Origin of the sequence: Variovorax sp. J2L1-78 (assembly GCF_030317205.1) — a bacterium.
In the GTDB taxonomy this organism is placed as follows: domain Bacteria; phylum Pseudomonadota; class Gammaproteobacteria; order Burkholderiales; family Burkholderiaceae_C; genus Variovorax; species Variovorax arabinosiphilus.
This window is the reverse complement of record NZ_JASZYB010000001.1, coordinates 884412-897973: the sequence shown is the minus strand read 5'-3', so window position 1 is coordinate 897973 and position 13562 is coordinate 884412. Positions and strand designations below refer to the sequence as shown.

Annotated in this window: 11 protein-coding genes; 2 read left to right on the top strand and 9 right to left on the bottom strand. The window is 56.2% G+C overall.

Features of this window, described 5'->3' with window-relative positions; genetic code table 11:
- Positions 1–11: 11 nt before the first annotated feature.
- The 6 genes from QTH86_RS04360 to QTH86_RS04335 form a co-directional block, all read right to left on the bottom strand.
- Positions 12–1232: a DUF3800 domain-containing protein gene (locus QTH86_RS04360; protein WP_286645886.1), complete on the bottom strand. Its 1221-nt coding sequence runs from the start codon at positions 1230–1232 to the stop codon at positions 12–14.
- A complete protein-coding gene (locus QTH86_RS04355; RefSeq protein ID WP_286645887.1) occupies positions 1229–1846 on the bottom strand; it encodes a hypothetical protein in 618 nt (205 codons plus the stop codon). The genes QTH86_RS04360 and QTH86_RS04355 overlap by 4 nt, the downstream gene beginning before the upstream one ends.
- Positions 1843–2388 (bottom strand): hypothetical protein, encoded by a 546-nt coding sequence (locus tag QTH86_RS04350; protein ID WP_286645888.1) that lies wholly within the window; start codon positions 2386–2388, stop codon positions 1843–1845. The genes QTH86_RS04355 and QTH86_RS04350 overlap by 4 nt, the downstream gene beginning before the upstream one ends.
- Positions 2389–2455: 67 nt before the next feature.
- Positions 2456–4873, bottom strand: coding sequence for a S8 family peptidase (locus tag QTH86_RS04345; protein ID WP_286645889.1), 2418 nt, complete (start codon positions 4871–4873; stop codon positions 2456–2458).
- A 22-nt stretch (positions 4874–4895) separates the two neighbouring features.
- Entirely contained in the window at positions 4896–5813 is a 918-nt protein-coding gene (locus QTH86_RS04340; protein ID WP_286645890.1) for an AAA family ATPase, read from the bottom strand.
- Between the two features lie 803 nt (positions 5814–6616).
- Complete coding sequence (locus tag QTH86_RS04335; RefSeq protein ID WP_286645891.1) at positions 6617–7291, bottom strand: HAD family hydrolase; 675 nt, start codon at positions 7289–7291, stop codon at positions 6617–6619.
- On the opposite strand from QTH86_RS04335, the gene QTH86_RS04330 reads away from it, so the two are divergent.
- A complete protein-coding gene (locus tag QTH86_RS04330) occupies positions 7275–7562 on the top strand; it encodes a hypothetical protein (protein ID WP_286645892.1) in 288 nt (95 codons plus the stop codon). The two genes, QTH86_RS04335 and QTH86_RS04330, sit on opposite strands and share 17 nt — an antisense overlap.
- Before the next feature lie 29 nt (positions 7563–7591).
- Here the strand turns inward: QTH86_RS04330 and QTH86_RS04325 are convergent, their stop codons facing one another.
- Entirely contained in the window at positions 7592–8638 is a 1047-nt protein-coding gene (locus QTH86_RS04325; protein ID WP_286645893.1) for a DNA-binding protein, read from the bottom strand.
- Positions 8639–8752: 114 nt separating this feature from the next.
- On the opposite strand from QTH86_RS04325, the gene QTH86_RS04320 reads away from it, so the two are divergent.
- The gene (locus QTH86_RS04320) at positions 8753–9922 is read left to right on the top strand and encodes a tyrosine-type recombinase/integrase (RefSeq protein ID WP_286645894.1); all 1170 of its coding nucleotides are present in this window, start codon (positions 8753–8755) and stop codon (positions 9920–9922) included.
- 336 nt (positions 9923–10258) lie between these two features.
- Here QTH86_RS04320 and QTH86_RS04315 read toward each other — a convergent pair whose 3' ends face one another.
- Positions 10259–11329, bottom strand: coding sequence for a hypothetical protein (locus QTH86_RS04315; protein ID WP_286645895.1), 1071 nt, complete (start codon positions 11327–11329; stop codon positions 10259–10261).
- A 315-nt stretch (positions 11330–11644) separates the two neighbouring features.
- Complete coding sequence (locus tag QTH86_RS04310) at positions 11645–13045, bottom strand: hypothetical protein (RefSeq protein ID WP_286645896.1); 1401 nt, start codon at positions 13043–13045, stop codon at positions 11645–11647.
- Positions 13046–13562: the final 517 nt, after the last annotated feature.

Sequence of the window (13562 nt, the reverse complement as noted above, 5' to 3'; positions counted from 1 at the left end):
TATCGGGTTTGTCAAAACCTTAGCTCCGGTGGATATGGCGTGCCGTCCACGAACCAAAGATGCTTATCGCCGCTGTCAAAAACAGCCGAATTAAATATGAAGCACTGGCACTCATCGTTGGCTTTATCGATGAGCTTGGCAAAGAGCTCAAGGTTCGCGCGCTGCTGCTGATTTAGCCCAGCCTTTATGATGTCAAGCTCTTCGATGGAGTGCTGCTCGATGAAGGTAAAGTGCTTGCCGAGGAAGCCGCACACCAAGTCGGAAACTACAATGCCAGGCTCCGTTTTTGAGTCGGTAAATCGGTAGGAAACATCGCTCTCGCCAATCACAACTCTTCTTCCGTCGAGCTGCTCTTCTATTGAGGGCTCCTCATCGAAGACATGTTCGGCGTTCACGAAGGTCGCCATGCGGTTGAGAAACAGCGGGGCAAAACTTCCAATTAGAGTCTCAGGGTCTTCCTCGGCTAGGAGCTTCAGTGAGGTAGCTGGATCGTTCGCAGCCTCGGAGAGCATTTTGAAGAACATGAAGCTGTCTTCGTTTCGAAAGTCGCCCTCCTCCTTTGAACGATTTCGCTCCCGATTGAGCTTGAAGATTATCGAGTAGAGGTGCATCCACACAGCACCTAAAAAATCGCTGGTGAGTGTGGGGTCAACGTTGGGGTAATCGAACTTTCGAAGAAGTCGAAAGTAGCCCAGCGGGTCCATGCGAACTATGGCGTGCAGCTCGCTCTTCATGCCTAAGTGGTTGTAGCGAATATTAGCGAACCGCTCATGCGTGAGGAGGCAGTCCACTAGGTCAAGAATCGACCAATTCAGAACACTGAAATTGCTGTAGTGAACGTAGAGGGGCCTGTCCAGCAACCACCGCAGCAGGACACCCAAGCGAGGCGACTTCAGCACTCTTTCGTACGTGCCCCAAGCCACGTGCTTAAACTTCATCTCATCGACGTTCGCCGGCACGTGAAGTGCAGTCCTCAGCTCGTCCAGGCCTTCGAACTTTGCTCCTGGCTCCAGTGCAATGCCGCCCAACACGAAGCACTTAAACCCCTCGTCGCTTAAGCCGGTTTCTGTGAAACGAAGCTTGCGTATGTTGTTCGTCTCGTCGTAGAACAACGTGTAGCTCTTCTGAGAGTTTGGGTGGAACACAAGCTCAGGACTACGAAACGGCTCAAGGTCCAGAACCCCTAAAACGAAGCTGTCAGCAGATTTTCCTTCTTCGCTTTCTGGGGTCACGAGGCTGTCGCTCCCAGGCTGGGCCCCGACATAAGATCTGAGAGGGTTACTTCCTCGCCTGTAGCGAGAGGCCGGATGCCGCGCTTCATATGACGGCCGAGCAGCTCTTCGATTTGTAAAAGTCGCATGAGGGGGCACTGAAGCTCAGAGGATTGCTTGCCGGCGAATGTACGCAGCTCATGAAGGGCCGAGGCGAACTTCTCATTGATGACGACTTCAAGCCTCACACCCATGGTGTCATTGAGCTGGCGCTGAACCTCTTCCAGGTGCCCGAGCTGGTTGTACTCAGCCTTCCCTTGGCTATCTTTCACGACAGGGCTCCACAGCATGAAGTGGTGCTCGTAGTCAGCCAGGTACTGCCGTGCATAGTCGATATCTCGAACGAACTTTTCGACGAGTTTCTTCACGTTGTTAGGGCGCTTGTCTCGAACGTACTGGAGGCCAGTCGTCAGGTGGACGGCCACCTCGCACACATAGACCTTGCGCTCTTTGAGATTGATGGCCACAACGTCAATCTCACCCTGGACACCCACGGTGTAGAGGTTGGTCTGTATGAAGTCGCATTTGCGGATGTAGCGCAGATAGGACGAGACGAGCTGCTCCCCTACGTTCATGCCACACCACCAAGAAGCTGACGCCACCAGGTTCGCCAAAAGGAAGCGAGCGCCCTTGCCTCAAGGTTCGGCACCAGGGTCTCAGCTTCTGTGTATGCAGCCCGCAGCCTTTCCAAGCACATATCACAGCGGTTCACGAACTCCTCATTCCCCATGGACGCGCCTTCAGTGCTCAGGAGCTCCATCGCCAGGCGGAAGGCCCGTAGGTTGCTGTAGACAAGAACAGTCGACCCGGCGAGTTCGCTCCCGAGCAGACCCAGCTTTGACACCACCTCATCGAGGTACATGTCCCGTGGGCGCTCAATCTTCCGCAGGGGGATGCCCGCACGGTTGCCAGCCTCAGTCGCCGTCTTCCAGCTTGTCAGCGCGTTGACGAGTATTTCGTACGCCCCACGGTATGAGTCGAGCTCACCAGCTAGCCCTGCGGCAACAGCTGACCCTTCTCGAAACCTCTTGAAGTCCTCGGCAACGAACTGGGTGGCATACGCCAGCCCCAACGCCCCGAACACGGCCACTGTCGCCGAACCAGCGCTGTCTGCCATTTACTCCCCCCTCTGCAATTGGTTTGAGCCAGCAATGGCTAAATTGTTTTCCGTCTAGCTCTGCCAATTAGCGCGCGACACGCGGGCGGATCTCGGCACGGATGTCGTCAATTTGAGCGCCTGCGACCTGCAGCTGTTGCCTCATTTCATTAAAAATAGGCAACCCAAGATCGTCGCTGATCGTCATTAATACTGTGAACGGAACCCCCTCCTCCGGGAAAGCATATTCGCTGCGCGAAAGCGAGTCGACAACAAGACGCCACTGAGAGGAATTGCCTGCTTCATCCAGAGTGACCATTGAGCGTTTAACTGGCCACCACTTTGCACCGTGTTGAACGCGCTCTTTCTCAAGCCCAGAGGGGGTCTCCTGTTTCAAGCGACCCTTAAATGTCGCTTCTCCAGTTTCTTGGTCGATCACCTCTTGACGCAAATAGACGTCTAGATTCACGCGCACAAATTCCCCCGCGTGGTCCCTATCTATGGGTGGCCGATGTACAAGGGTCACCTTTACCGAACCGGAACAGGCGCCCTTCTCCGTTACCAACGACTTAGGCCAAGCAAAAGCAAAGCGCAGCTCTTGCCCCTTTGAAAGGACACCACTGAAAACTAGAGTAATCTCACTGTCTTCATTTTGCAGGGTGTGATCTGCCAGTCTGGGGATCCCGGCGCCAACAAAGTCCCTGATCACCTGCTTCAACTTCTTATGAGTTAGGGCCGCCGGAAGATCTGCGTGGTGGATGGCGAGTGCGATTAGCGCTTCCCTCGAAAGCTTTCCAACCACCTCATGATTAATTGCAGCGAGGGTCTTTGCGGCGAGCGGCGCCGCAAAACTTGTACCGCATGCGTGCAACAAATTGCCATCAGCAGAAATGGAACAGAGGCCACTCATAGAGTCAAGCTTGCCGCCAACGTGACAGATGTCGGGCTTCGCTCCGAGCGAGGGTCCTGGTCCCCTTCGAGAGTAACGTGCTGGAAGGCAAACTCCCTGTTCATCAGGTGGATTAACGGCCCCCACCACTAAGGAACGAATGCTGTCTGCAGGTTGAAAAATCCGATCTTTGCCTGCGTGCCGGTAATTGACCAACATCTCCATTGCATCGGTGGGCTTTGAAGGCCACTCCTCGCGAGCCTGAGCGGCGTCAAGATTGCCGGCCGGTAGCACAAACAGTATGTCGTGCCGATCGGCGATTTCGTCGAGCAAGTTTGCAAAAATGCTATAGCTCGTATCCGCAACCGGCGTCGTAACTGCGAGACTCATATTAAATACCCGCGCACCAGCCATTTTTGCGGCGGGTATTTCGGCGTCGAGCTGTTCCAGAAAGTCCACAAACCCGCGAGGATAAAATTGGCCGTAACTTCCTTCCGAGGTCGGGTGTAATCCAAGATCAAAAAATCGGCATTTCTGTTCTTGGAATAGCGGATGTGAGTTCAGAGCATCGGCTCCGCAAATCAATCCGGCAATGAACGTACCATGACCCACGTCTTGATCTGTCCCGAAGACCATTCCCGTATCGCCAGCTGACCAAGCAGCTAAGGCAGGATGAGTCGTGACACCAGAATCAATCACGCCAACCACCGGATAAGTGCTCAGTACATTCGCCGGAACTGGCAGATTCGCGGGTCCAATTTCGTCGGACTCAAGTTTTGCGGCCTGCAAAACGGGCGGAAGAAGGATCGAGCGAACAATGGGCTGTTCATCTAAGAACCCAATGAGCTTCTCGTGAATCCTTCTTGCTTCATCCAAGTTGCCCAGCGCCTGGGGATTGATCGTGATAACAAAAAGAGAGGCTGTAACCCAACGCTCTTCAAGTTGGGTGACTTTTATCGGCAAACCCAATTCAATTAATTCAGTTCTGAATGCGGCCAATGCCTTCGCGCCGCGCAGGCGGAAACCTGCGCTTTGGCGCTCATTTACTGAACGGTCGGATATGAACGTCTCGATGTAATATGACCCTCCAGTTCGGCGATCCGATAGCCATTCTACGGCTTGCTCGAGGGAAAAATTTCGTCTATCTGCTGATGAATAAACCCGTACTGATTCAATGGCTCCTACCTCGCTTCGCTCGCGAGACGGTTTGGCAACCCTCTTGCCGTCTTTGTTTAGAACCCAGTTGGTTTGAGGCTCGGCTGAGGAGATGGTAGCCGCGATGCGAGAAATTGCACTCGCTTCTAACTCAACAACAATCGAGCCAAGCGGCCCCCCATATGAAGGGCCGACATGACTACCAGGAAAAATCTTGTTAACTGGCCGATGACTTTTGGCCCACGCATCCGCTTGAAGCGCTACATGTGCGTAGATGAGACCACCCCGCTTGGAGACACCCGTCTGCTCAAGACCGAGGACCTGATTTCTCAACTTCTCTCGGTGCTGAACAAACGCGGCATCGCGGTCCGCGTAGAAGTCTTTGTTCGACCCACCCGGATTGACATCTGCCAAGCGTACGTAATCTTGAGAATTGAGAACCACCTGCACGGGACTGTTCATCGTCAACTCCTAAAATTTTGTTCTAGCCGCGCTTCACCCATCTGCTGATCGTGGGCTGTGTCTTTCCGAATAATGCCGCCAATTGCTCTTGATTGAATGGCGTTGCTTTATCATTAAATAAAGCTCGGACCAATTCTTCTGGCGCGCCCGTCACCAGTTGCCGGCGTTCGCCTGCGTCTTGCTGCGCACTCAACTGGACATACGAACGTAACGATTGCAGAAAATCAAAAGAATCTTTCCGGATTGCAATTTGACGGCGTAAAAAATCCGTCAGCTTCTCAATGTCCGACCCGCTAGCGCCTTCCATCAACCAAGCCAAAAAACGAAAGCGCACGGGTTCGTTAAACACGGTGGCCAGTCGCTGGGTCAGAATTTCTTGCCGAACTTCGATACCTGGGTTGGGTACTTCGATTCGGATATCAAAGCGACGCCAAACAGCAGGATCCAGTAGCGCCTCGTGATTCGTTATAGCAATCGTGAATCCCACCCCTGCACGCGCATCGACGCACTGGAGCAGCGTGTTAACCACGCGTTTAATCTCTCCAAGCTCATGAGGGTCGTCACGCAGCTTAGCGACTGCATCAAATTCATCGAGCAGTAGTACGCATCTGTAACGGTCAGCAAACGTGAAAAGGTTCGCGATATTGCGCGCTGTTGTACCTAGAAACGAAGATATAAGCCCATCGAGCTTCGCGACAACGACTGGCAGCCCTACCTGTGCAGCGATGAAGTGCGCCAACATGGTCTTGCCAGTGCCAGGAGGGCCAAAAATCATGGTGGACATTGCAGGTCGCAGTCCAGCAAGGCGAAGGTCATCTGCGTTCCGCCACTCTTCGAGTAGTGAGGCGATGCTGACACTCAAGGGTTCGTCGAACACTGGTCTTGGGCTTTCCGCCGGGTCCACTATCTCCGCCAACGCCGCACCGGTCTCCTTGTCCACCGGAGGGCGGACATTTGGCGTCAATGTCTCACCCCCAACTAGGGCGCGCGAAAGGATCACCCGACTGGGCGACAGTTCCGCGCTCTTTGGTTGCGGTCGGAGGAGCTTCTTGAGCTGTGCAACCTGCTCCTCTGCGCCATCGGACTCAAGGGCTCGAACGAGACGCTCTACATGGGCGCGCACGGCTTCGTTTCCGCTCTGTACGGATGCGCGACAAAGTCCTAGAACTATTGGGAAGTGCTCCACCTGTAGCCGATCTATGCATGTAACTCGAATAAAAATGCATGATACAGCGTTTTCATGCGCCAGCCACTCAATGTAATGCGAATATTTGACTTTTCATGCACGGGAAGAGGGCGCCTTGGGCGGCGGCCGCGGTAGACAGCGCCAAACACATTGATGCTGTATGAATGTACAGTGTCTTTGTGGGCCGCGAAACTTGGATGGACGTCTGCGCCCGTGGGCTTCAACGTCTTTGGCGCATTGTTGATGCCGGCCGGCTAGATGAGCTCGCGGGTGATCTGTGGCATGACGAGAGGCTCCGAGCGATGTCCCCAGATGCTGCTGTGATGTGGCTGAAGCCCGCTGCGGGACGCTGCTTGTATTCGCGTCCCGGGTGACGTTTGACCTATCGAGCGCCAAAATGAACAGTGTGGCAACCAGCGAACCGCTCTCCGATCGAGGTCCGGGGGATACGGCTGGTTTTTGGCTCACAAGCCCCAAGAGCCTTAAGGATCGGTTCTTAATGCGGCAGAGCCCCGCTTGTCGTGCAGCCTCTTGGCAGTTCCAGTAAATGATCGCGCCTAACTACCGATCAACGACTCGAGCTCCAACAGCGTTGATATCCAGACCTTCGCTTCGGAGGTACGTTTCCTGGCAAGGTGACACGCCTGCATACCGAAAGAACGCGGACCCTCGTAGTCTGCCGACAGCGTATCGCCGACCATCAAGACCTGCTCTGGTGATGCATCCAGTGCGTCACAAAGGTACGAATACATGTGAGGCTCCGGTTTGACGGCGCCCACCGCGAAGCTCCATGCGTAAGCATCGAGTTGCGGCAGCAACGCCTGAACCGGCTTGGCATATGGACCAGCCAGATTGGAGCAAAGACCGATGGGGAGACCGCGGCTCTGCAGCAAACGAATCGCCGGTATCGCATCCTCAAAAAGCCTGATGCTCGCGAGCTCCGCACTGAGATCGACCGTCAGCTCTTGGAGCACATCGCCGGGCAAGGTCATGCCCAGCAGTTCAGCAGCCTCTGCCAACCCGACATCCAACTTCATTATTCGAGCGCCATTGTCCGTTCTTGGAGCGCGTCCCAAGGTGTTCAACTCGGAAAGCAGTCGTCGATACGGGCGCCTCGGGTCCCCTATGTGCACGAGTGTCCCGTAGACATCGAACGCCACGGCCTTAACGCCAAAGAATTGCTTTTTCACAGAAAGTGCTTCGCAGGTAACTGACATGAACTTGCCGGACATCGCAGTCGTGCTTCATGATCTCAGCCTTCTTTCGACCCACCAAGGAGAATTTCTCTTCACCATCCAAAAGCCACTACCACCACCCGCCGGGTTCGCCAGTTGGCTCGACTATGCAGTCGAAGCGTTCAGCACCCGTCAGGCCTGGCTCGAAAGCCTCTGGGAAACCTGGGTCGACGACACCGCAGTCGAACTAGACCGTGATGAAATTCGTGAATCCGCGCGCCTGGAGCTACACGCCCTGCGCAAGGCCGCCTCAGCGGCTGACCCCTAAGTCTGCAGCGGGATCGTGCGCGAGCGCGTCTAACGCGCCTTTCGCGTGCCGGCCTTGACGGTCTTTGATGCCAGCGCCCCTTGCGGCGGCTCCTGTTCCGGTGGCGAGAGCCGTTCCAGCAGGGCGCGAAGCGTTTGTGCTTCGGCTTCGAACTGAGTCGCTTCTTGCTGCGCCACTGCGAGTCGTTCCCGAATCGCTTGAAGATCATCAACAAGGCCGCGATTGCTGGCGGTCAGCTCTCGTTGCGAATCCTCGGCCGCATCGGCCTTGACCTGCAGCCGCGTGATGGTCTCGGCCTGCGACAGCAGGCTCTCGCGATGGCGGCTTTCGGTCTGCGCCAGTTGGCCGCGCAGCGCCTCAAGCTGCTTGTCGACCTTGACCCGCGCCTGACGCTCATGGTCAATGTCCAGCAGTGCGCGCCGCTCCGCAGCGTCTGCGCGGCTGTTCGCAACGGCAACGGCCTCCCGCGCCTTGACCAGTTCGGCGCTGAAATCCGCCCGCGTCCGCTCTTGCTGATTGCGCGCTTCCTCGAGATGGCGCTGCAGCTCCTGCAGTCGTGCCACGACGCCGGCATGGGCGCGCCGTTCTGCCTCCAGGTCCGTTTGCCGTTGCTGGAGCGTTTCTTGGGTCGCCCTCAGTTGCTGACCCAGGGCATCGGCGCTGGCCTGCGCCTCCGATGCGGCCTGGCGGGCTCGAGCTTCCTCGTCATGGGCTTTCTCGACCGCCGCCTGGTCATCAAGGCGCAGCGCCGCGAGTTCGTGGCGCGCGGCGGCCGTGGCCTGCCGCCATAGATCGGCGATGGCTTCCGCTGCACTCGTCTTGAGTTCGGGCGGCAGATCCGGATGATCGATTTCAACTCGCGCCTTGCTCCGCAGGTCTTCCCAGAACTTGGCCAGCGCCTCCGCCGGCGCGCTCATCGAACCCTTGCGCACGAACTGGTAGAGCTTGCTGGCAGTGGGAGTGATGCCATAGCGGAAGAACAGCAATGCGCAGACCTCGCGATAGAGGTCTCTTGTTTCCGTAAACCGCCCCCTGAGGGATTCGATGTCGCTCTGGAGTTCGATTTCGGTGCTCATTAATAAATAATACAACGTAATACGTTGAGTTCATTGAGATAAGTGTAAATCTATGGACATAATCCTTCTTATGTCCATAATTCGGCGATGCCGTTGTGTTGCACTCCACCCCCGATGAATGCACCCGCCAGCCTCGATCAGCTAATGATCCCGGTCCACCTGGACGGCAGTTGCGGCCGAAATCGCGCCAGTTCGCGATCGCAGTTGACCGCGGCCGATGACCGCTCGGCCGTTCTGGCCTGGTTGGCTCGCTATCTCGATTCGCCTGCCACGTTCGCCAACTATCGCAAGGAAGTCGAACGCTTTTTGCTGTGGTGCGTTCTGCAGCGTGGTGCAGCCCTCTCTGACCTGACGCACGAGGATCTGCTGCTCTACCACCGCTTTCTGGAGAACCCGCAGCCGGCCGAACACTGGGTTATGGGACCCGGACAGAAGCCAGCGCGCAACTCGCCGCGCTGGCGACCCTTTGCCGGCCCGCTGGGGCCGTCGAGCCTTCGCCAGGCGTTGTCGATCCTCAACGCGATGTTTTCGTGGCTTGTCCGGGCTGGATATCTAGCCGGCAATCCGCTGGCGCTAAGCCGCCGCAAGCATCGGCAGGCGGCACCTCGTGTGAGCCGCTTTCTTCCAGATGAACACTGGGACCTGGTGAAGGCGGCGGTCGAGGCGATGCCCGCGTCCACGGAGCGCGAAAGGCTCCGCGCATCGCGCTGCCGATGGCTTTTCTCCCTGCTTTACATCGGCGGGCTTCGTGTATCTGAGATTTGCGCTGCTCGCATGGGCGGATTCTTCAGCCGTTGTGGAGTCGACGGGCGCACACGCTGGTGGCTCGAGATCGCCGGCAAAGGCAATAAACCCCGTCTCGTCCCAGCAACAGGCGAACTGATGACTGAACTGGTGCGCTATCGCAACGCTCTTGCGCTAAGTTCGCTTCCGCTGGAGGGTGATGAAACGCCACTGGTAATGACGCTAATCGCCCCGATCAAGCCAATAGCGCGAAGCGCTATTCATGAGCTTGTAAAGGAGGTAATGCGCGCCGCAGCGGCGGCGCTACGGTCGCGGGGTTCTGGCTTCCAGGCTGCGGCTGCGCATCTCGAAGATGCATCGACGCATTGGATTCGTCACACGGCTGCGAGCCACCTTAGCGAGAAGGCTGATCTGAAAGTAGTTCGCGATAATCTTGGCCACGCCAATATCAGCACAACAAGCATCTATCTGCACGCCGACGACGACGCGCGTCACGATGCGACGGTCGCCGCGCATCGGCTTCGATGGCGCACTCCGTAGACGCGCGGCACGAGAGTCAAGGCCTCCGCCAAGAGATCGTGCGAACGAAAGACGCAGGCGTGGCTTCTCTCCCCTGCTGGCGACGTTGTCGAAGTTGCTGTCGTTTTCCAGCTTCGAGGCGCTGAATACGAACACGCGGGATGTGCCGATCCGCACAGCTGTGGGCTTGCATATGAGGAATTGGGGCCTCAGCGACAGATCCTGCCCTCCAGAGCGGAATCACTGACGCTCATGACCTGTTCCGAGAACGCAGCTCGGCACCGGGCTCACTCAAGCCAAGGTGCGTCTTCACCTTTTCCGGAACCTGCTTGAGACGCATGTTTTCTCAAGAGTGACCTACGTCTTGTTGTCTGGACTATGCGCAGCGATGGCAACCTCAACCGGCGAGTGCGAGAAGAGCGTGTTAATAGACTGTCTAAAAAGTGCATCCTTAACAGCAGCCGCCCATCCGCGAAGCTCTAATGCCTTTTCCTTTTCTTTCGCGATTTGCCTCGTCCAAAGATTGAGTTTGTCGACCCATGCAGTCCTTAAAGCCATTACCTCCGCGCCATTTCTTGGGCGAGCATTGGTGTCAACGAGTGGCGGGTCTGCAAACATATATAAGACGCCAAGCATCGGCTGGGGCGTAGGCCCCGAATGTCTGGTTGACACATCGCCCAGTGACTCCACTGAGTCGGCGCGATCCGGGTCTCCCGTGAAGGTGCAGATCCATTGCCAAACCTGAAAGCAGTTTGGAACGTACGGATGATACTTCTTTCGATGTTCTTCGCGCGCGGCGCCAGAACACATTGCCGTCGTAAAACCTAGGGTCGCATCCCTCATCCGCGAAGAAATTGCTGGTCGAAGCCGTGTGATTTCGTCCTCTGCCAACCTTGCCGCATAAAGCAGGCTGTTGACGTTGCTAGGATCGATAGCCGGATCGAAGTACTTGAGCACCATCGTGTCCTCAGTCGTATCGATCTCATTTTCATCCGCCCCTGCCAACGATAGAGCCGCACGTAGCGCAACATAACTTGGCAAGACCCAAGGCACAGTTGTTGCGCCGAACCTACCAAAATCGGCTGCCCCAAGCACGGTTCGCAATGCACCGCAGCTTGCAAGCACCCGGGAGCGTTGATGGTCGGTCAGATCTGCAGCTTTACCTAGTCCCGCCCCGATGGCTAAGAGATCAAATGTGGCTCCTTCAAGAGCCGCAATGAAGTCTCGTCTCGAATCTTCAACCACGATGTCACGGATGTCAATTCTGAGTAGCTTCAGATCTTCGAGAATCTCTTCCGTATTCTCATAGATGGATCGGAGCTTTGACGATATGCCGCGCTGCCAACTCGCAAAACTCCGGTCTGCTTCAGACTGCCGTACGGCATTCACGATTTCTATCCCGACTTTGACCGCGGTTGCTAAAGACATCGAAGCTCTCCTCGATTAGGTTTTGATGAAGCTGGCAGGACGGCTGGGTCGTCACGCTCGTCTGGCCGGAACCTGACGGTCTCGAACACTTGGAAGTCCTTGTGTGTGGAGTGGTGGTGAGGGCTGTCCTTTTGGGCCAGTTGCAGTCCAGGACTCGGCGAATTGGCAGACAAAGGGGGGCGGCCAACATTCGAGCTCAGCTGCCCGCGGGGGCGGGTGGGGCAAGCCCGGACCGAGACAATGTATGGAGTCAGGCCGAGACCACAGTGCCTGCGGGAGATGGTCAGCTTAGCGAGGGGTCAGGCCTCGCGCGCGCTACCTAATGCCAAAGTCAGCGGGGCGATTGAGTGTGCTCCGCCGGGACTCTTCCAAAAGTGTCGCCGCTTCAGAAGCGTCAGCATCAAGAAGTGACCGATAGAGTGCTCGATTTTCTACCTGCACTGCGAGCAAGTCCGCGTTGCGAATTGACGTAACGGCGATGACTTGAGCTCGCCCTGAAATGTCTTCGATTTCAAATCCAGTCGCAGTGCGCCGCATATCGTAGTTTTCTTCGATAGTGGTTCGGCTACCTCCGCCACCAACACGCCAAGGCCCAAGGCTGAAGCCCGCGCTGCCGCCAGTTGTTCGCTTGTTGAAGAAGTAGTCAGCGACCATCGAAGACGTATTGACGGAAATCTTGACGCCTCGCACAAGGGTGACGGAGGTTGGAATAAGATTCAATCGCCCTGCTTGCCCCCAAAATCCAGGTGGCATTCTGTCCCGAAAGCGGGAAACGATGCCTGCCTTAAACCATTGACCTCGATCAATCGGAAACGATTGGATGTTCTCGAAGTGGATGGCGATCGAACTCGTATCCGTTTCGGCGTGAGTCTTGATTGTTTCATTAGACGCATTGCCTCCGGCACCGAACACTCCAAAATAGCTAACATTAAAACCGCCAGACCACCGATCTTCGAATCTAGTTGTTTTCACGGCCGTCTCATCGATCTTGATGTCCCAGCGATTAGCGGTCGTCAGAAACAATTGAATGTCGTCCGAAAGGCCTGCCCTATACCAATATTGCCAGCTATCCGATGGGAGCAGGACGTCGTCGTCGTCTTGCGGCAACGGGATACGCTGCCTTGGATCGGACAGCGCGCCAAGTGCCCTCCCGACTTCAAGGAGGTCACCACCTGCAGTGTTGACCTCTCGCATATATGCGGCCACAGCAGCATTGACTTCCTGCTGATAGGACAGTCTTGTGGCAGAGTAGCCGAAGTCCACTTCCCACTGGCTCCTGCTCAACGGTGGCTTTCCGCGGTTATTAGCGACGTAACGGTCCCACTGTTGGTTGACGAAATACTCGTTCTTTTGCAGCTTATCCTGCGCCGCTTTTCTTTCAGTATCTAGACGCTCCAGTTTCATGGGGTCGGACACGCCGGCGTCCGTTATGACCTTGGCGTTGAGCTGATCAAGGAAGGCCTGATATTCGTCGGGAACATTTATCCCGGCATTCGGCACATAGACGGCGTTCCACGTTGGTGCTTGATTAGCGATTCGCTGCTCACGGTACATGTTCAGCAGGCGATTTGCGCTATCCCAGTCTGCACGCTCGGCTACTTGTAAAGGTTGTAGGATTACGCCATTGGTTTCGTGTGCCCCCCTTAGACCTGTAGTGATTCCATTGTGCAATGCCGCCCAGGCATCTTTGCCGTCGTTTTGGAAAACATTCGCCATCATCTTTCCTTTGGGTTACCGCTCAGGTCTTCACCGCCCTGCGCAGCGAGCATTGCTGGGCGGAGTCAATCAAGAGGGGCAAAATACGGCCGTTTGATGCAGGCGTCATCACCACTTTTGTGTAGATTGGGGTACGGCTGCGGCATTGCTTTTTCCCGCGAGGCCTAAGGTGTTATGAAGACGACATTACGCCGCTTTGCGCGGCTGTCGCTACGCAGCCTTGCTGAACGCCCCGCAAGTGCTGGCGGCAACTGACCTTCTCCCTGCCTGACTCGGTATGACGGGGTGCTGGCCTTGATGCTGCTTGGCCTGCGCGATTCGAACCGCGCTTGAAAGTTGTTCGACTGGAATTCGATGAACCGATAGTTTCCGAAGGGACTTATATCTGACCCGCTGGTCGGGCCAAGTCGTTAGGTTCACCACGAGGGCCAAGCGCAGGCTTGACGTTCTAGGTGAGTCGGGCGGCAGCGCGACGCCAAGCCCGGCCAATTTAGTGGCCGTCGCCGACGATGTCGGG